15 protein-coding genes are annotated in these 20,726 nt (G+C 38.3%); 1 reads left to right on the top strand and 14 read right to left on the bottom strand.

Translation table 11 applies throughout. The annotated features are described in order from the left end of the window. Positions 1 to 511: 511 nt before the first annotated feature. Complete coding sequence (locus ACYT6F_RS12310; RefSeq protein ID WP_472597963.1) at positions 512 to 1,627, bottom strand: alkene reductase; 1,116 nt, start codon at positions 1,625 to 1,627, stop codon at positions 512 to 514. A gap of 139 nt (positions 1,628 to 1,766) precedes the next feature. Between ACYT6F_RS12310 and ACYT6F_RS12305 the strand changes: the two genes are divergently transcribed. Further along, positions 1,767 to 2,186, top strand: a complete 420-nt coding sequence (locus ACYT6F_RS12305; protein WP_472597962.1) for a winged helix-turn-helix transcriptional regulator — start codon at positions 1,767 to 1,769, stop codon at positions 2,184 to 2,186. 101 nt (positions 2,187 to 2,287) lie between these two features. Here the strand turns inward: ACYT6F_RS12305 and ACYT6F_RS12300 are convergent, their stop codons facing one another. The 13 genes from ACYT6F_RS12300 to ACYT6F_RS12240 all read right to left on the bottom strand — a co-directional run bounded on the left by ACYT6F_RS12300 (position 2,288) and on the right by ACYT6F_RS12240 (position 20,402). After that, positions 2,288 to 2,884, bottom strand: coding sequence for a DUF1989 domain-containing protein (locus tag ACYT6F_RS12300; protein WP_472597961.1), 597 nt, complete (start codon positions 2,882 to 2,884; stop codon positions 2,288 to 2,290). Continuing rightward, positions 2,881 to 3,570 (bottom strand): guanitoxin biosynthesis heme-dependent pre-guanitoxin N-hydroxylase GntA, encoded by a 690-nt coding sequence (gntA, locus tag ACYT6F_RS12295; RefSeq protein WP_472597960.1) that lies wholly within the window; start codon positions 3,568 to 3,570, stop codon positions 2,881 to 2,883. Before gntA ends, ACYT6F_RS12300 begins: the two co-directional genes overlap by 4 nt. Positions 3,571 to 3,820: 250 nt before the next feature. After that, the gene (locus ACYT6F_RS12290) at positions 3,821 to 8,176 is read right to left on the bottom strand and encodes a pyocin knob domain-containing protein (RefSeq protein ID WP_472597959.1); all 4,356 of its coding nucleotides are present in this window, start codon (positions 8,174 to 8,176) and stop codon (positions 3,821 to 3,823) included. Further along, positions 8,176 to 9,195 (bottom strand): hypothetical protein, encoded by a 1,020-nt coding sequence (locus ACYT6F_RS12285; RefSeq protein ID WP_472597958.1) that lies wholly within the window; start codon positions 9,193 to 9,195, stop codon positions 8,176 to 8,178. The genes ACYT6F_RS12290 and ACYT6F_RS12285 overlap by 1 nt, the downstream gene beginning before the upstream one ends. 12 nt (positions 9,196 to 9,207) lie before the next feature. Further along, positions 9,208 to 10,050, bottom strand: a complete 843-nt coding sequence (locus tag ACYT6F_RS12280; RefSeq protein ID WP_472597957.1) for a hypothetical protein — start codon at positions 10,048 to 10,050, stop codon at positions 9,208 to 9,210. A 345-nt stretch (positions 10,051 to 10,395) separates the two neighbouring features. Beyond that, on the bottom strand, positions 10,396 to 12,207 hold the full coding sequence (locus tag ACYT6F_RS12275) for a pyocin knob domain-containing protein (protein ID WP_472597956.1): 1,812 nt from the start codon (positions 12,205 to 12,207) through the stop codon (positions 10,396 to 10,398). Between the two features lies 1 nt (position 12,208). Next, complete coding sequence (locus tag ACYT6F_RS12270) at positions 12,209 to 13,627, bottom strand: hypothetical protein (protein WP_472597955.1); 1,419 nt, start codon at positions 13,625 to 13,627, stop codon at positions 12,209 to 12,211. A 3-nt stretch (positions 13,628 to 13,630) separates the two neighbouring features. Further along, positions 13,631 to 14,482 (bottom strand): hypothetical protein, encoded by an 852-nt coding sequence (locus ACYT6F_RS12265; protein WP_472597954.1) that lies wholly within the window; start codon positions 14,480 to 14,482, stop codon positions 13,631 to 13,633. A 176-nt stretch (positions 14,483 to 14,658) separates the two neighbouring features. After that, a complete protein-coding gene (locus ACYT6F_RS12260; protein WP_472597953.1) occupies positions 14,659 to 15,099 on the bottom strand; it encodes a lysozyme in 441 nt (146 codons plus the stop codon). After that, complete coding sequence (locus tag ACYT6F_RS12255) at positions 15,096 to 15,668, bottom strand: hypothetical protein (RefSeq protein ID WP_472597952.1); 573 nt, start codon at positions 15,666 to 15,668, stop codon at positions 15,096 to 15,098. Before ACYT6F_RS12255 ends, ACYT6F_RS12260 begins: the two co-directional genes overlap by 4 nt. A gap of 166 nt (positions 15,669 to 15,834) precedes the next feature. Continuing rightward, positions 15,835 to 17,154: an ATP-binding protein gene (locus tag ACYT6F_RS12250; RefSeq protein ID WP_472597951.1), complete on the bottom strand. Its 1,320-nt coding sequence runs from the start codon at positions 17,152 to 17,154 to the stop codon at positions 15,835 to 15,837. An 875-nt stretch (positions 17,155 to 18,029) separates the two neighbouring features. After that, on the bottom strand, positions 18,030 to 18,767 hold the full coding sequence (locus ACYT6F_RS12245; protein ID WP_472597950.1) for a hypothetical protein: 738 nt from the start codon (positions 18,765 to 18,767) through the stop codon (positions 18,030 to 18,032). 786 nt (positions 18,768 to 19,553) lie between these two features. Continuing rightward, positions 19,554 to 20,402, bottom strand: a complete 849-nt coding sequence (locus ACYT6F_RS12240) for a hypothetical protein (protein WP_472597949.1) — start codon at positions 20,400 to 20,402, stop codon at positions 19,554 to 19,556. Positions 20,403 to 20,726: the final 324 nt, after the last annotated feature.

Here is a 20,726-nt window from a genome sequence, read left to right as displayed (position 1 = left end):
TTCAATCACCAGGAAAATACCTTTTTTGAATAAGGAATCTAATTTGGAGATTTTAGATGATTCGAGGCAAATTACAACTTTAGACATTCAAATTGTTACGGAATATGTAATTAATATCTCCAGTGCCTTTATTTATGAAGATCTGTCATACAAAGAATTGATACACTTATGCAGTTCCTCAAAACAAACTATAGAACATTATTTTATTAAAAACAACAATGGTTATGATTTGATATAATATTTCTGAATTACAAAATTTGTATCTACATTTTATTTAATTATCAGTTAACACCTTCAAAATCTGATTGATATCAGCTAATAAATGGTTTAAATAGAGTCCTGTCAAGTTCACAAAAACCGACATTGAAGTTCACTTTCATATGTCGGTTTTTTTTACCTACATTACTGCGATAATGATAGACTGTGAATGATCCATCCTAGATGCCTGAAAACTATTCTGCTTAATTCATTTGATGGAATAGCAAACACGAAACCGCTATCTGCTTTATCTTTAAGACTCAATTACAGCCTTGGGATAAGTAATATATCCTTTTTCTTCTCCGGTATAGAAGGTATCTCTGTCACTTTCAGCCAAAGGTAAATCGTATCTGAAACGCTCAAACAGATCAGGATTGGCAATAAAAGGTTCACCGAAAGAAACTAAATCGGCAAAACCTTCCTGTATGATTGCATTTGCACTCTCTTTGGTAAAACCCAAATTGGCCACGATTCTGCCCGTGTAATTATTACGAAAATGGGCAAAATAGTTGTCTTGCAAATCTTCTACAGGAGTGCCCGATAAATCTTCCGCCGGCCCTACGATGTGTATAAAAGCTAAATTATAAGTATTTAAAGTATTCAAAATATATTTAAATAAGTCAATTGTTTCTTCGTCCGGTGTAACGATTCCAACATTGCTAAGCATGACAGGTGAAAATTTTACGGAAACACGGTTACTTTCCCAGACTTCGAAAATGGCATCTAATATTTCAAAAATAATACGGGCACGGTTTTCAATGCTTCCACCATATCTGTCGGTGCGCTTATTGGTAGCGGTACTCAGGAATTGCGGTATAAGCATTCCTACTATGGCATGTACCTCAACGCCGTCGAAACCAGCGTCTTTTGAATTTTGAGCAGCTTGTCTGTAATCCTGTATCGTGTCGTGAATTTCAGCAATCGTCATCTCATGAGGCGTTACGGTGTCTTTAAAGCCTTCCGGGGTAAAAGATTGCGATTGTATATTAACAGCTGACGGACCGACAGGAAGTTTACCGTTCTGCAGATCAGGATGCGCTCCGGCGCCGATATGCCCCAACTGTGAAAAAATTAAGCCTCCATTATCGTGTACAGCTTTGGTTACGGATTTCCATCCTTCTACCTGTTCCTGCGTGTAAATACCCGGAACATTAATAAAACCAATAGATTGCGTATTTACCCATGTGCCTTCTGATATAATAAGCCCGGCAGAAGCCCGTTGCGCATAATATTCTGCCATTATCGGAGTAGGAATTAAACCAGGATTAGTGGCTCTGCCGCGGGTTAGAGAAGCCATTATCATTCTGTTTTTTAGATTCAGGTCTCCTAATTGATATTCTTCTAATAAAGGTTGCGATGTATTTTTCATTTCTTTAATTTATTTACCGTACAAATTTCGTCTTACGACAGTACCTGAACAATATGGGATAAATTAAGATCATAGGGATAATTTTATCCCTATGCACACTTTAGAGAATATGATGTATTTTTGTTTAAAATCTGAATTTATGTACGAAAGAAAGATTCCTCTTACGATTGATTGCGGTTTACATCTTACGAGAGAAATTCTCAACGGAAAATGGAAACCTGCGCTCCTCAATGCGATTTCTATGGATATAAAGCGGCCGAGCGAATTTGTAAGAATGCTGCCCGATGCTACACGCCGGGTCCTGAATGTACAGCTGAAAGAACTGGAAGAACATGGAATTATAGTAAAGAAAATCTATCCGCAACTGCCTCCCAAAGTAGAATATTCTCTTACTGATATGGGCTGGTCATTGATGCCGATCATTGATGCGATGAATGTTTGGGGAGATAAAAACCGGGAATTTTTAGAAAAAGTAATTGTCCAGGATCCGAAAACTAAAAAAACATCAAAGTCTCCCTGTGAGCTCCTTCGTGAATTTCCGGCGGACTCCCATCATTAATTTAGAGCGGTCATTAAATTTGATCAGCAAATAGAAAACGCTGCAAATAATAATATTACAGCGTTTTAAATTATTTAGTCTCTTGTTTAATAAGAATGATACTACAATTCTATCTCGGTTTTATCGACTGAATAACCGATAGGTTTAAAAGAATAATTATTCGACATTTCTGCTGAACAGGCGGTCATGCCGACAATCAAATCCATTTTAGCTTCAATTTCAATGAAATCACCGGGTCCGCTTTTTGGTGGTAAAACACTGATCTTACCGGTATCTCCGTCTACTGAAACATTCATAAAAACATTAAAGCATATAGGAATGGCATCCGGCTCGATACCATACGGTTCCAGGGCTTCACAAAGGTTGCCGAAACAGCCTCGATGCGGATTTTCGTCCCCATAGATGATACGAAATGTATCTGCACTGCAGGGTGTGAGCAAAAAATCGTGTCTTCCGACCGTATCTTCGGTAATTTCAAACATGATATTGCTTCTGTTGGAATAAAATGGATTTCCTTTAGTTAAAAAAATTGTTTCCGCGTAGTCAATGGTTCTTCCCGAGGAAAGATATTCTTTGGTATCATTAAGATTGAAACAGATAAAATCAGAAACCTGCTCGCCCTGTATATCCGTTATTTTAAGACGTTCTCCTTTTTTTAAGACAAAGGCAGTCCCGCTTCTTGGAGGTATTGTATTCATTTACTATTATATTTATAAGGACATTCCCAATTTCTGTCATACTGCATTCCGCTATACTGGTATACTTCAGAATCAGCTCCAAAATCCTGCAGCATCGGATTAATCGATCCGCTAAGCTCAACATCTCTCTTGCGGACTATATTTTTCATTTTTTCAAATCTTTTTAAAGACCTTAATTCTTCGAACTGCGCATGAGGATTAAACACAATCAACGGATAACGGAATCGCCTTGCATCTCTGCTGCTGTTTGGAGAAAGGCCTATCACAAAAAAAGCTTCTTCTTTTAAGCTGAAACTGAATTCCGGTGAAGAGGGATCGGAATCTACCCTGCTGTCATATGAATATTTCTGCGAATCAATGTCTGAAAGTGCCTGAAGCCTGGCCCAGAGCAAACGTTCAAAAGTCTCTTCATCAATGGGATGTGTACTCGGAAAAATAACACATGCAGTATGGAAAGGAGTTTCTGCAAGACGATACTCATCTACAAATTTATAAATAAAATCAAGAATCGACTGATCGTCATTCGGGCATGCGAGATGTCCGGCTACAAATATTTTCATCTGATCTTTTGTGAGAGCAGCTTTCGCAGCAACACACGGAAAAAGTTTGTCATCAATAAATGACCTAAACTCATGCTTTACCTGCAGAGCATGGTCTGTATTTTGTAAATCGTGATTTGGTATCATACTTATATACTACACAAAGCATATGCCACTAGATATATTGTGGACAGAATACTGCTGACATGTGGTACCTATACATGTCAAAATCGTTATATCAGTTTTATATTATTGGTTGAATTTTATGAAATAATTCAAAATATTTGGTATGCTGTGAAGAATAAAACTCCACCACTTCTTCGAAGTGATGGAGTTTTTAATTAATATTTTAAGATTACGGAAAATTTACTCTTAAAAAGTAATTTTACTTTATTCTTTACCAAATCATGTCGCACGGCTGCTGTCTTTCTGCAATTACGCTTAAGGAACTGGACACATACAATCTAAGGAAACAGCGATTCTCAACATAATATATTTTATTCCCCTGAATTCTGACTTCCATTGTTCTTCCATTTTGATCAAAATTATAAATAACGATCTGCTGTTTAGGATAGATTTCTCTAAAATTTACAATCATTTCGCCCTTAGCATGTTCGCCAATAATATGGATTAATCTGTTTCTATCGTTTACATCAAGATATCCTGACAGATCAATTTCGTACTCATGAGGATCTAATCTGATAGCATATTCTGATTCATCATTAATGATTTCATCCCTAAGGCTGGCGGTTTCACCATTAGGAATAAACAGCGTATCGGGTCTTTCCTCCTCAGATTTAAAATTACGAAGGGCTTTTACAGATCCATTTACGACAAGCTTATCTATGCCGTTAGACGGCATTCCCATTCCGAAGAGGGTACTTTTATACTCGAAATTCAAACCATCAAACTTACCATACTCGGATCCATAAAAATAGTAGCGATTATATTTTGCGGCGAGAAGCCTGGTCATCTGGTTATCGATAATCCCGGATTCTCCTCCAAAATAATCATCCGCCAATACTAATCCCGTATTTAAATTGGGGGTGAATTCTTCATTTACTTTCAGGCCGTACTGATAGGCGTAATTCCATTGCTGAATATTGGTAATATTAAAATCTGCGGCAGTCCAGATTTGCATCCACACAGACCAATATCCGCCACTCATCGTCCTTTGATACGTTACATTAGCCGAATTTCCGGAGCCAAATGAAGTTGCAGTCTGCTTCACCCACGTTCCGTCATGGGTTTCAACTGCCACGAACCACCAACCGCCATTGTTCATAGGTGCATTGACCAGTCCGGAACCTCTGTAAAAGCCTGTTTTAAGATAGCCGTTTAAATCGGAGCCGTTAATGAGAACAGATGTACCATCAGGAGTATTTAAAAAACCAGATTGTGTGTATGCCTGCGTTGCCAATGCAATATATGCCTGGGTACCGCCATTATTAAAGTATATGTAAGGATATTGCGAACCGTTGGCAGACGGATAATTACCCGATGAAAATCCTATTCCCGTTGCATTTTCCAATGCATTTGCTTTTGTATTAAGCTGATTGACATTCACTGCATGTGATCCTAAAGTACCATTCGGAATCACCGGACTCTGGACAAAGGTATTTGTATTGCTAAAGGTCTGAACTCCGTTAAGTGTAGCATAACCTGCGAGCTGAGAATTTGCGGAAGATTGTGTAACATAAATGTTGGGATTAAAGTTCTGGCTATCCCAAACCTGTACCCAGTCATAATCGGCTCCATTCTCCACTCTTTTGTACGACAGCGCATTAAATCCTCCTGTCATCTGAACACCAATTTCACCATAATATCCCGATGAATTATCGTGCAGCATTTTAATCCGATACCACCAGTTATTATTGGGATTTCCATTATGGGCACCTGCAGTATTGAGGTATCCTGCGACCGAGCCATGAGTAGCGTTAAATAAATCCGTATCTCCATTGCCGTTTTTAGTTTTACCAGGAATAGAAGGATTGGCAATCATTCCCAATGAAGCATTTCTCCATGTATCTACGGCATTATCTCCTGTAATATTAGCTTTAGATGATAATTTTGGAAGAATGAAATCCTCGTTTTTTATATCTAATACAGGCGTTTTGGTATCTTCTTCAAAAAATACGGAATCATTATTCAGATCATTAGAATAGCTTCTCACCGTAACATCAATAAATATCGGATTGTGAGCTGAATGAAATTTATGAACATTGATATACGGTCTGTCTTTATCTGCATCATATTGTATGACAGGGTCTACATATAACCTTTCTACTACTGCGCCGAAAGCTTGTCTTATCTGCGCTTCCGCACCCCAGGGAGCACCGCCGGCATTAATTCCGTATACAAGCTCAAGTTCAATTAAGCCGATCGCATAATTATCGTAATATGATGAACCTACTTTGATGGTAACGTTGGCAACATTCTGTGTAGGAAGATATATTCTATTGATGATAGTTCCCGAATAAGGACCTCCCTGCCAAAAGTACGTTCTCTTTTTGTTTTGCGTATTTGTAAAATTTGCCGAGGTGGTAATTTCCACCCAATCTGTCCAATAGGAATCGGCGATGAGCGTTCTTTTAAATATTCTGTTCGTCTGTGCATTATTTATTCCCGCTCCGTATGTGGAAGCTGTCTGGCTTACCCAACCTGTATAATGATATTCATTGGTGATGAAGAACCATTCGGGGCTGCCCATAGGTGCATTTCCTAAATCACTTCCCCTGAAGAAACCTGTTTCCCGAAGATCATTAAGATCTGTTCCCGTGATAGCTCTGGATGATCTGCCATTATCTAATCGCACAAATTCGTCTTTGCTTAAATTAAGGTTGTGCCAGACTTCATTAAATGCAGTATCTTCGTTACCATGGTTACCTCTGAATAATAGCTGGTTTTTGGAAATTAATAATTGTGATTTATGGTTTTGACTGTTTCCTCCTATAGAAATAAAGTTCCCTACCCATGAGTTAATTCCTCCTGCCCCGGTTACGCCACCGTTTATCCACATGAATTTATTTTCCTGCGTAAATAAATCGGAAGGATTCTGTTCATTAACAATTACAATATTGCCTGCGTTATTTTTCCAGTTTTGAACATCTGCACTTGTAAAATCACCTGTACTCCAATAATCTACATAAGACTGATATGGAGAAACACCCTGCGGGCTTCCCTGCCACTGCCGGAGACCGAATCCGTTTTTCTTAATCACCATCAGGTTCTGATTTCCTCCTGAGCTATCATGATATCCTCCAAAATGCATGTAATCTGCCCAGGGATAAGAATTGTCGTTATTCCACGCAGTAAATCCTATCTGAAAATTTTGAGGAAGGATATGTGCAGGCTGAATATTTCTATTGTCCCAATATCCTGCAAAACGTCGCCAGTTTCCTATTTCTGTAGCATTTACTCCGTAAACGGGATGTGAGGTTGGGATATAATTATTGGGGTTAAAATTGTGCTGGTCCCAAATTCTTGCAATGCCCCAACCTGTTCTGTTATGGAATAAATCATCATTTCCTGATTCGAAATAGACCTGTGACACTGATGGATTACCAAAATAAATCTGAGAGTTATTGGTATTAAAAACCTGTGATCCGGATAAGATAGGAGAATATAAGCCAACACCTTCAAAGTGGCTGCCGGTTTTCACTACACCATGTATATAAGCTCCATTTCCCGGGATCAAACTTGCGTGATTATAGGAATAAGATGCCAGCAGCCCTCCTGTAAGGATGCGCTGTGCCTGATCGTCGGGAGTTAATACACCAACATCTCTATTAGATCTCATTCCCCAGTATACGCCTGCAATGTCTTCTTTTTTCCAAAAACTGTTAGCCATCCACTCCCGTGTTGCAGCTCTGTCTGCGATAATGCTGGTTAACGCAGAATATCCCACAAACTGTCCGTCTTCCAGAGCATGCTTCCATCCCTGGCTCCAGTCTTCATTATATACGCCATACTGGGTCTGAACTCTTTCAACCTCAATTCCGATATAGCCGTCCCAAAAAGTACCACTGTCTCCCAGGCAGATAGAAACCATTCCTGAGCCGTCGATCCCAACTCTGACGATGTTAGTTGGAAAATTATCGCTTACATTGAGCACAGCTCTTGAACCGGTTGTTATTATACCGCCAAAATATTTATAAAAAGAAACCTGGATTTTTCCTAAATAACTCTGATTATACCCATACAGATTCAGATCCACTACAAACATCGTCTGAGCCGTATTAACCTGTGGAAATTTTATGGCTAAAACTCCTTTAAACGATATATTATCTTCATATCCCTGATATACTTGGTGAAAAATTCTCGTATTATTCTGCAGTTTGGAAACGGAACCGTTCTCAGCAAGAACATGTCCGGCAGAAACGATTTTTTTATATCCGGTATCATATAAATTTTTAAAATGGAAATATCCGTCAAAATTGATCTTTCCTGCATCCATCCCGGAACTGTAGAATACCATTCCGGCTTTTGCACCACCAACTCCGTAAGTCCATAATGTAGTATCTTCCGGATTAGAATCTGCCGAGACATAGAATATTTTCCTGCCGCTAATTTCCTGTTGTGTGTTGATCGTTATAACATTTAAATCCGAAATTATTTCCGCATGGGTTCTTTTACTTATTTTTTTCGTTACGGGATTCCAGACCAATACATATCCTGTATCGTCAGGAACCCCTTTCACGATTATTTCGCCTTCTACAGCGATGTGATTGTTAAAATATTCTGGTGCGATCATTAATCTAATCTTGCAGTTATGGTAATTCTGTATTCGTTCGGAGCAAGCGGCGCCAATACATCTATCTGCACATCATTTGCAGAGACAGGCAGGAAGCTTACGTTTATTCTTCTGTTATCTGTATTGCGATAACAGATATAGTCGACCTCCCAGGTATTCCACCCGTGAGTAATGGTAAAAGTAACGGAAGAGCCGTCTCCGATCTGCCAAGTTTTAGATTTTATTTTTGAATCCAAAACAGCTTTTGTCGATCTTGGCGTCATTGCTTTGCTGGTACTAATGCCTGCAAGAGCTTCAGCATCCGTAGCGATCTGAATGAGTCCTTTTACCGAATCTGCAGCATCTACGATATCCGGAATTCCTTTTTCAATAATCTGATAATTTCCAGGAACATTGGAAGCGCCATCGGTATTGGCAATAAGATGGTCTCCCACAGAAACGGGGTTGCTGCCTACCCAACCGTTGGCTGTAATTACCCAAACCATCCCTGTTTTAATGCCGGCTGATGTAATAGGTGACGGAACGGCCATCGAACCTTCCACAGAAGAAGGAACATACCCTCCCGGCTGATAGATTAACGCGCCTGTAAGGCTTTGCCCTAAAAAGGTTTCAATATAAGTTTTGATTTTACTGGATGACCATGTAAAGGTCCCCGACTGAATGGCATCATTGAGGAAAATGGAAACGATATCTGCATTGGTAAGGTTTCGGCCGGCCACTTTGATCACATGCCCTGAACTATTGGTTAGAATCTGGCTCAGCAACAGAAGTCCGCTTGTCTGGTCCGTCTGGAAAGGGTTGTTGGTAAGAGGATAATCCGGGTGTTCATAACTCTGGGCAAGATTGATCCATTTTACTCCGTTCCATTGATGCAACTCATTTTTATAATCAATGACCCATCCTGCAGGAACTCCATTCGTATCAGGAAGCGAATCAAAATATTGAAAACGTGTACGTTGAAGTTCTCCGAAAAAATTGTCCTGGTTAGCATTGTTGCTTATTACTGCGTTTTTATTCATGGTTTTTATTTTTTATGGTTTAACTCTTAAAATGAGAATATTAATCGGGTTAATGATTTCGCCCAGCATGTTGATTTCTATAGTCTGGTTGGTTGCGTAATCGTCGATATTTATTTTTTTACCCGTCACACTATCGCGGGCCTGGATGATTACATTTTCCGTTTCAACTGGGTTTGGGAATACCGTACTTTCTGTTATCTGTACAACGGCACTTGTGGGAGTCTGAGCGATGGACAAAACTTCATCATAGATCTTCTGATTAAATTCCTGCTGGTTTTTTGGACTGTTCAGCCAGCTGTAATCGAGCAGCAGCTTTACTTTGTCTTCTTTTGTTTCTTCAAGCGAAACTGATTTTAAGGCTTCAATATCCGCACGGCTTTTTTTTATAAAATCAACTATTTCCTGAAGTTCATCCAGGGAAAGATCGTTGGATAAGAGTACTTTTTTGATATTTGCTATTTCTGAAGCCAAATCGCTGTCAGATTCTTTTAATTCATCAATAAAGCTATCGGTCTGTGTTTTAGTGTAAACATTACCTGATTGATTATCAGCATCAACGGTCGCTGTATTATCAATTCCCAGTTTAGTTTTCCAGCTTTTAACATTAGTTAAGGTGAGATTCGCAGCATTAAGAAGAGCCAAATGTCCCGAATGCGCGTTGGAGTCCGTTAGATGCTCCCTGAAAGCTTCTGCACCGGCAAATAATTGAGTAAGATCTTCAAGCCCTTCAATATTTTCCACCGGAATTGGATAATCTTTGTGATAAAAAGATGAAAATGTTGCTTTAAACTGTGCTTCCGTCGGGAAGTCTCCACTTTGAAACCAGCTGAAAATTGTATGTAATGGAGTATTCATTTGATTATTGAAATTAGTCTTGATATAATTGATAATTGGAAGTTTCAGGACCTGTTAAACCTTTATTGCAAAAGATTTTTCTAACCTCAGTCCTGAATTATTAATCGATACTTTGAGCAATAACAGTCTGTATGCTGCTTACTTCAAAGTTCTTGTTTATTTAGTTCTCAGGAAAGTTTTTTGGCTTCTGCTATCTGTAGCTGCAGTAAGTTCTTCCTTCATATTCTGATATTTAAAGGAGCAAGCGTACTTTATTTAAAAAATAATCAGCGCGCAGAAATAATCCGCACGCTGATTATACATCATTTTTATAATGCTTTTTTTACCTTTTATAATAAATTAATATTAATAACTTATGCAGTTTCCTATACTCATGCTTTCCTGAATGATCCTTCCATTTCTGTTCATGTAATATCTTGCGCTGCTTTTTGGAGGAATAATAAAATACACACTGGTATTATTAACCCTGAATTTAGCTTCATTTCCACTGATATTCATGATGGTGATTTCCTGATACTCAATCATGTTTTCAAATACAATATCTCCACCTTCAAGCAGTGTCAGTTTTACAATTCTGTTTTTAGAAGCGTAGGTATTTGAATTGCCATAAAGCTCCCTGTCATCGGGCCTGATGCGGATAAATTCGTCCTCCATTACCACTTCGTGAGTTAAGCGGTACAAATTTCCGCTTGCACCATACACATCATCACCATTACTTGATTCGGAATAAACACCGTAAGGAATCCTTATTGTTCCGTTAAAATAATGATTATGGGAATCCGTTGGAGCTACCCCACCGTAGCCGATATGGCCAGTGGATAAGTCAATAACGATACCATCAGTACCACCATATTTGCTGGCTATCTTTACAAATTCTCCTTCCTTGCCTGCAATATGAAAATTAAGCTCCTTATCAAACAAAGTTCCTGCATAGCCATCATCCAGATTTGCCAGCATTACCGATGAATTTGGAAATGTTTGGTTTAGCTTTACAAATCCGTTTGTTAAATTATTAAGTTGAGATACGTTAACCGCATGGTTACTTAATGTACCGGCAGGAATAACGGGGCTATGGGTAAATGTTTTAGTATCACTTATTGTTTCAACTCCATTTTTGCCCACGAATTGATTTAAAGTTTCATTCTTTGTGTAGTAATTGCCTAAAGCAGATTGCTGCACGGAGTTATTCCAGTTGGTAATGTTACTCTGATTGAAATCTGCTTCAGACCATACTCTCAGCCAGCCACTAAAATTTAAACCTTCATAAATACGTTTCCATGTTCTGCCATACTGTAAATCACTGTACTCCTGCACAATCCGTGTACTGGAAGTTTTATAAATATTTAAACAGCCGGCAAGGCCAACTGGGTAATTTCTTGCTGAAGTAGCATTAGAGCTGGCATGCTGATAATAAAAACCGGGCGTCAAAAATGTATTCAAGTCGGCAGTAGAAAGTAATGCGGCAGATTTAGGAACTGAACCGGTATTATTTTGATCTACCCATGTTCTTGTTGCAACAACTTCCGTAGCAATTGGAAGAAGCTGAGTGTATGTTGAAACATCCGTTTCGATAGTTTGTGTCCATCCTTTAGACCAGTCAAAGTTCGCCCCCTGATGAAAGGCTGCAACCCTTTCTACCTCTACTTTCAGATATGTATTCCAGACTGTATTTGATTCCCCAATATTGATACATACACTGCCGGCAGTATCAAGCCCGACATTAATTACCGTTGTAGGAAAATTATCAGAACATTCAATAATAGCTTTATGATTGCTATTAAGTACAGTTGCGGAAAACTTATAAAAAGATACTCTTACCGTTCCTAATATCCGGGCATTCCATCCGAATATTTTGATTGTTACATCGAACATCGTTGCAAGCGAGGTGGCCTGTGGAAATTTAAAACTTAAAATTCCTGTCTGGGTACCTGCATAAAGTCTTTGGTACACTTTATTAAAAACTCGTGTATTATTCTCAAATCGTGAAAGACTTCCTGTTGTGAAATTAATATTTTTATCAGCCATATTAATTTCTGTGCCTGCAGGAATATACGAGGCATTATCTACAGAGCCATCAGCTTTTAAAAACTGGGCTGCAGTACCGTTGATTACTCTATAGCCTTTCGCAGAAGTATAATATGCGTAATTAATATCCATTCTATAAATCTAAGTTGGTTATTACTACTGAAATTGGATTAGGAGGTGTAGAATCAAATTCTATTGCTACACTTGTTGTATCGATTGGTTTTATTCTTCCGTAAACCTTGTAGGAAGTAACCGTATCACGCATGGTAATCTCAACGTTCAGTGTGTTTAGGTTGTGGTTTAAAGTTGAAGTTCCTGTAATATTGGTAGTGTATGTTTTTGAAACATTGCTTCCGTCAGTAACCAACCCTTTAGCGTTTACGGTAACCCGGCTGTACGTTCCTGCAGTTACTCCTGAAGGCGCCAATGTTAATGCCGAAGTAACATTTGCCGAGCCATCGAAGGAAACATTCCATGTTCCGTCGCCAGAAGCGGCGATTGTTCTTGGGGTGGTTAATTTAGCCGCTGATCCGCTGGTATTGATGGATGCAGTGCCGGTTAACAATGTTGCCGGAACAGCAGTAACGGGAATGGCAACGTTTCCGGAACCGTCGATCGTCTGTGCTGTTGCAGTCACTCCGGAAAGTGTAATGGTTCTTGCGGCAGTCCATTTTGTAGCGGAAAGAACACTTTTCGCTGCATCGGCTGTATTATCAGCGTTAGCTAATCCTACATGAGATTTATTCAGAACGACAACACCCGTTAATCCATTTACCGAATCTACAGCTCCTGAAGTGATATAAACGAACGTTGTTCCGGTCCAACGATATGTTTTGTTGGTATCAAGGGAAACATAGATTTTACCTGTTTCTCCGTTGAGAAGGTTGGTATAAGCTGCTTCTTTATAAAACTTTCCGTCAGCTACTTTGTAATATCCTTCAAGAACATCATCTACATAAGACGGTAATTGAGATGCGGGAACCAACCCTGATCCGTCAAGAATGGCAACACCGTTTGCAGCACCTTTTTGTGATAGCGGGATGTAATTCGCTAAATCAGTAGTTGTAGGCATTGATCCCAGAGACACCGTTATTCCGTTAGCGGTTTGTGTAATTCCCGTAACTACGTTTCCTGTTCCTGAAGTAGCAACCGGTAAAGAGAATGTGGTTCCCGTTAAGGTAAGCCCGTTACCCGCAGCATAGGTTGTATCTGTGGACGCTAGTGTAATGGTATTTCCCGTTTGGCTGACCGCCATATTGGCTCCGGCAGCAAGGGTAACATCACCGGACACCAAAGAGCCGGATGTACCGCCCTTCAGGCGGGTAACGGTATCCGGTGTTGTAAAGGACCTGTTTGCAGAAAGATCATAACTCGTTCCGTTAATGGTTAAAGTTCTTGTTTTCGGCACATAGTCTGAAGGAGTCAGATTTCCGTCATGCCAGAAAGAACCGAGTGATTTTGTGCCGCCACCGGCTGTTAAAATATCACTGTCCGTCTTTCCTTCTATTTTATATCCGACAGAACTTCGATAATACGCATATTTAATATCCATAAATTATATTTTTTTTATTGTTAACTGAATTGTATTTGGGGGTAATGAATCAAATAGCACATCAACCGTATTGTTGTCTATTCTTTTTACTTTAAGGGGAACGGTAAACATCGTTACAGTGTCATAGGCATCTATTACAAAGTTTAAGGTGTTAAGATCATGCTTTACCCTGGAGTCTCCTCTTACCTTTTCTTCGTGCCTGATTTTTCCGGAACCGACTGCATTTTCTATTTGCTGAATTTTATTATAAACTAAGCTGTTAAACTGGCTTTGGTAAGTAAGCTTGCCCCAGTTTGAGTAACTTCCGACCAGGCTGATTGTATCATCCGAACCACTTCCGGCAATGAGGTCGGCCAGCACTTCTATCTGCCTCCTGTTTTCTTTGATATAGTTTATAATCTCCTGAAGTTTATCAAGATCCGGATCAGCAGAGGACAGTATATTATTAATCTGGTCAATATGTGCAATCAATGCATCATCCTGTGCCCTGAAGACATTTAAAATTTCCCCCATCTGTACTTTTGTATAGACATTCCCGGTATCATCACCATCGTCTACGGTAGCAGCTAAATTGATTTTTAATTTTTCTTTCCAATCATTGATGTTGGCAGCAGTAAGATTGGAGGCGTTGAGTTTTGCCAGCACTGAACTATGGGCATTTCCGTCTTCCTGATGACTGGTAAAAGCTGCTGTAGGAAGCGTATTCTGAAAAGCATCCTGCAAACCCGTCACTTCATTCATCCTGATTCTTTCATCGGTGTGACGGAATGAGGAAAAGGTTTGCTTAAACTGATATTCAGTCGGAAAATCGCCTTTTTCAAACCAGCTGAATATGGTCGTTAATGGTACTGCCATAATAATCGGAAATTAGGTTTGAGTTTTTCTTTTATCACAAATTTTGGTTGTTGGTTACATTCATGTCTACATTTTTTCATTGGCTTTTAATTTTCTTTTAAGTGATTTATAAACTCGCTGAGTAATACTTTCCTTTCTTTCGCTTTTGGCATAAGACCGGGACAAGTATAGAAGTCCTATTTCGAGAAAAACAAATCGGCTTCTGCCTTTCTGCGCCTTACCAGCCCACTCAATACTTTACCGCCTGCGGTAATATATCTTGTGGTAAACCAGTCTCTAATGGCGTCCGGATTTGCTTTTTTGTTAATTAAGGAAAACAGGGTATCAGATCCTCCTGTATTATAAGTATGCGATACGAGCGCATCGAATTGATTCCGGGTAAGAGCAACTTTAATTTTACTGTTCACGATTTTCTCGTACGCCGGCAAAACTGATGAAAATAGTTCTGCTCCACGTTCTCTGGTAATTGCAGGGTCTTTCATGGTTACTCTTTTACCACCGGGATAATATGTGTTTCCATAGCCGATCGTAGGAATTCCTGCAGAATCCAGATAGGGTCTGGAACTGAAACCTTCAAATAATAAAATTAGATTGATTCCATTTTGTGATGTTTTCATTTCTTAAAATATTTATAGGTGAAGAAGATGAGTATCAAAGTAACTCCCAAAATGGTCATGAAAATCCAGGCTGTTATTTCAAATCCGGTTACCTTTATTTTTTTTGTTTTCTGAGAAATTACCGATTTCTTTTCTTTTTCGGCTTCTTTTGAAACAGTATGCTGAGCATTCTCCTGAAAAGTATTTGTAAATTTTTCTTTTTTATTTTCAGTTTTTTTTTGGGATGCTTTCACATAATGATTACTGATAACATATTCCGCATTTCCCAGAATGGAAATACTCTGGAGGGTATCTTTCCCTAAAATATTGTGATAAACAAAGGGATTGGAATTATCAGATTTTCCTGTAATTGAAATATTTCCCGATATTTCATCAGTTATTTCCGTGGATAAATGATCAGCAGAAGTATTCTGAACAGTTTCTGAATGCCGTACGTCTAAGGAATCTATTTTTAATTTTGCAGTTTCCTGAGTATTTTCACGGGAAACGGCCGCAACTTTATGTTTGCTTCTGCAGCAGCCGAGTATAAGACTACTGAAGATTATCAGCAGCAGAATTTTTGCTTTCATAGCTTTAATTTTTAGTAATTAATCAGATAATCTTGGGCTATAATCCATTGGCTTTGAAACCGATAGGATTTAACTTAACTTAAGGTAAGAACAGAAAGTCAGATTAGGTTCTCGATACATTTTTCTTCATTTCATTTCGAAAAACGCCCGAGCTGACTGTGTTGATCTATGGGAAAATTTTATCTTCTTTTGCGTATTCTTTCCTGATGCTTTCCAGGAGCATTTCGAGGCTCACTTTATAATTGGCGTCTTTTAGAGCAATTGTTTTTAAGCTTACATCCTGAATTACGTTCATAATATTAGATCCTGTAAGTTCGTACCGCTTTGAAATCTGTTCAAGGTCAATATCCTGGAGCTGTAACTGTTCGGGCAGGTTGTGCTGCCAGATGCGCAGACGCTCTTCGTGCTTGGGATTATTGAATTTTATACAGCTGTGAAAACGCCTTGTAAATGCTTTATCCATATTATTTTTGAAATTGGACGCCAGAATAATGAGTCCTGAAAATATTTCTATCCGCTGCAGAAGATAAGAAACTTCCTGGTTGGCATATTTATCATGAGCATCCCGTACATTGGTCCGTTTTCCGAAAATAGCATCCGCCTCATCAAAAAACAGAATCCAGTTTTTATTTTCTGCCTTGTCGAAAAGTTTGGCCAGCTGTTTTTCAGTTTCCCCGATGTATTTTGAAACCAGCATGGAAACATCTACTCTGAATACAGGCCTTTTTGTGTACTTTCCTAAAAGACTAGCTGCAAGCGTTTTCCCTGTTCCCGGATCTCCGTAAAACAGCACCCTGAAACCAGGCTTCAGTTTTTTCTGCATACCCCAGTCTTCCATAAGAATCCTGCTGCTGTTGTACCATGTTTCAATACTCTGCAGTTCATCCATTGTATTCTGAGGGAGGATAAGATCGGCCCAGGAACGACGGGTGCGAATTTGTTCTGCCGGAAAATCATTGCTCATTTTCGGCAACAGCTCTGATCCGAAAATAATCATATTAAATGCTTCCTGCGGAACGGTTATCTGGAAGTTCATCAATGCCTGCTGGTTTTGTACTGCACCCGGAAGCGAAATAATCTCATCTTTAACCAATACAGAATCCGAAGCGAAATAATCCAATGCCTTCAGTCTGTCTGAAATGCTGTCGCCGCCCAAAATATACTGTACCGTCTGAACGGTAGGAAAAAAAAGTCTTCCATTATCATTGACTGAACAAAAATCGAACAGCGCACTGTTGGGAAACTCCAGGTAAATACGCTTCAGCAATGCCGGTTCAAGTGCCGGTAATAAAGCCATTAAAAGAATAATAACCTCCTGATGGACAAGGTCTTTCTGTGAAATATAATTTCCCAAATGAAAGCCTTGATGGTCACCTGGTATAAATTCAGGTGCTCCTGTGTTAAAATCTTCCGAAGAATTGTTGATACGCCAGGTAATAACGTTTTCCAAATGCGTAAATAGTTTTTGTATATTCTCTGCCTCCATTGGTTATAGTCTTTTATTTTAATCACAGCCGATTTGCCGATTTCTCAAATATTTTTTTTATTGTAATTGTTAGAGCTTTAATTTTGGAATGAATCTGTGTATTCATTTTTGATCAGTGTAAGAAATGTAACTCATATTGAAAAGTCTTACCAAACTGCCGCAGCAGTTATTTCGAAAGTCTCCTCTCTTACGGGAATTCCTACTTTCATCAATTCCGTTCTTACGAAATGTCATCTGCTCCTGAAATGAAATAAAGGATCTGTTGACCGGTTATTTTGGATTGTGGGCGAGATTCTGATATGAACATCAGAAAATTCCAATATTTCAGGGTAAAAAGGCTTCCGCTATAGAGTATCTTACTCGGGTTGTTAAAATATCATGTGATCCATCTTCTGATGTTACATTGTATTCTCTGGTTTAGCATCCTAAACCTCAACCGAAAAGCAGCTCACCAATGAGTATGAATAATTGTTGTAATACTCAGTTTTCATGGTTATTGTTTTTATGTTTTTACATTTCTTTTACTGATATTTTTTTCTGCGTTTTGCAGTATTTGGTGAAAATTATTTAGTGCAAAAAGGAATAAAAGGATTTAACCAAAAAGTAACCTCAGCCGGAAAACAACTCCCATAAGAGAATCTTACCAACCGCCGTGAGTGACAGTTGTTTTAGAAAAGCTTCTCACAATACGGAATTCCTACTTTTTAAAGAATTCATCTTACTTCTGAAAGAAAATACAGATTTTGCAATCTTTATTTTATTATCCCGGACAGATTCTGACATTCCCTGTTTATCATCAGAAAATTCCGGCATTTCAAAAGTAAAAGGCTTCCTGAGACGGAGTTTCTTACCCGGTTGAGGTGATCTTTTTGTTGTTAACTAATAACGTAGTTAATTAAGTCATTTTCTTCCCTTCCTAAAATAATTTTTATCGTAACAGGGTTTGATCTGAATTTTGTTCCGTTGACATCAATTTCCAAAAGCATCTGGATAAGAGAATATGGTTTTCTGTGATGTACCGAATATCTGAATGATCCAGGTCTGTTGAAAGTTCCTGCCGGATAGAAATCCCTGTAGTTTTCACCTGGCCTGAAGTAGTTAACAGGATTAATATCAAGCACCATTTCGGTAGATTTTACCGGATATTCTGACTGTCTGCCCCATGATTTTGCATCTTCCGGAAGCTCCTGATAAAATCCGGCAGTTTTTACAAACCCGCTTTTCAGTTTCTTTTTTTGTTTATATCGTTTTATAATGATCTTCGGCTGGTATTTTTCAAGATCAAGGTCGTTGGACAATTTTACGGTCAGGCTTTTGTAACCGACATTTCGGGATAGAATATGCCTGTACCCATCAATTTGTTGTGGCTCATTCCTGCTGTCTTCGACATTTATATGTCCTCTGCTTGTTTTTTTCTTGTTTTCAGCGATGTAGAAATGGTAGTATTTTGTATTATAATCTGATGTTGGTTTTACTTCAAGTCCAAAATTAAATTCATTCAGATGGACATAATTATCTATGAATCTTCCAAACTGGCTTTGTGTAGGATATTTTCCCGTTTCAAAATAAGTTTTGAGTTCTTCTCTCTGGGTTAATCTGTTTATTTCTTCCATAATATCTTAATGTTTTTTATACTTATGTCCTTTCTGTCATACCTTTCAGCTTCGATTATCGGGTATGGTATTGATGTTTTATGTTTGGTCTGATCTTTTTGGATGTATTTTATTTTTCTTAAAAATTACCCCAACCGGAAAGTGGCTCATATTTAAGAACCTTACCCAACTGCCGCAGCAATTGTTTTGGAAAGTTTCTTCATCACTGGAATTCCTACTTTTTAAAGAATTAATCTGCTCCTGAAAGAAAACAACAGATCTTCTGGTAGATTTTCGTGCTGTTCTGTCTTCCGGGGAGATTCTGACATCTGCATGTCGGAAAATCCCGGTATTTCAAGAGTAAAAGGTTTCCCGTTAATGAGGATCTTACCCGATTGAGGATTATTTTTATTATTGGTTTTGTAATTGCTTACCTTTGGCCGTCCTGCGATTCTGAATAATTTTTCAGATTAATGGGCTTTGTAGTGGCCTGCGAATTAAAGTTCAAAGTTGAAGTTTTTTTGTTCTTTTCAAATTTTTCAGACTTGTCTGCTCTATAGTTGCAGTAAATCTTATTTTGTAAGAAACAGAAACTTTTTGCTTTATTTGACGGTTCAAAGTTGAAGTTTTTTTTCTTTTTATCAAAATTTTCTGTGCTGTCTGTCCTGTAGTTGCAGTAATCTTTATTTTGTAAGAAACGACTGGTTTACTGCTTTATTTTGATGGTTCAAAGTTCAGGCTTTTGTTATTGTTATCAAAGCTTTTCGCATTATCTGTTCTGTAGTTGCAGCAACTCTTAATTATCTGTTAGCTTTCATAATCACATTCTATTCTGGCATTTCTCACAGCAGACAGAACGCCAGCCGGAACATTTGTATTTTTCTGTCCCGGTAATAATGTGACTTCCATAAGAAGAGCATCATTATCTGCATCATAGATCCTGCAAACTATGGATTTACTGGTTCCGCTGAGGTCTGCTCTGAAAAAACAGGCCAGAAAATCTCCCAGATCATAATGATCTGTAATCATGTCTTTAGAGATATATGTATTTGACCAGGAATTTCCGTATAATGCGTATTCAATAAGTATATCCGTTTTATTAACAAAGGTGAAACGCGTATGTAAATTAGTTATTTTACGATCAAAATCTTCAATGGTTATCTTTACAGAGATTTTTTTATTTTCTATTGTTCCCAACTCAAAATTCTCGGGAACAGGAGGCAGGTTATTTCCGAACAGTCTATTGGTTGTATGCCCGTCATCAATCTGGGTGTACAGAGAGTAATACCTGTTTCCTTCTAATTTTTCCACGAAAAATTCTTTTGTGCTGACCGCGTAAGGAGCACTGCCCTGAAAATATCGTTTTTGTTCTTTATTCTCGGTCTTGCTGATTGTAAAAATTTGTTCTTCTCCTTCTTTTGATCTTACAACAATAGGGAACTTCTCATTTTCAGTACTAATGGTATTGTAGAGGATATATCCATTATCAAGAGATGCCAGGTTATTGGCAAGCGTTACCATTTCTTTATTGCTCTGAACACCATCTTTAATGCTTAAAAAATCGATGAGTTCTGCAAACTGAGTTTCGGTTGGATATTTCCCCGTTTCAAAGTAGGTCTTTAATTTTTCTTTCGTGGTTATTTCGTTATTTTCCATTTAATTTTAATATGCTTTGCTGCTTGTGATTTACAGGTCAAAATTCATGTTTTTTTTGTTCCTGTAAAAGTTTTTTGCCTTGTGTATTCTGTAGCTGCAGTAGCTTTCATTTTTAAATGATTAAAAGATCATTTCTTTACCTGAAAATTCAAAACTCACGTTATTTTTTGTTTTTTTAAAACTTTTTACCTTTTAGATTCTGTAGCTGCAGTAAGTAAGGTAATCAGGAAAATGCGGAAGCGAAATGAGGAAAGTTATGATTCTATAGTTTCATGTATTTCATTATCTCCATCAGAACAACAAAGGCTCAGATTATAAAATCCA

Source organism: Chryseobacterium sp. NG-CE01, assembly GCF_055695505.1.
The sequence above is the reverse complement of the archived record's forward strand: the minus strand, read 5'-3'. Positions and strand labels throughout refer to the sequence as shown.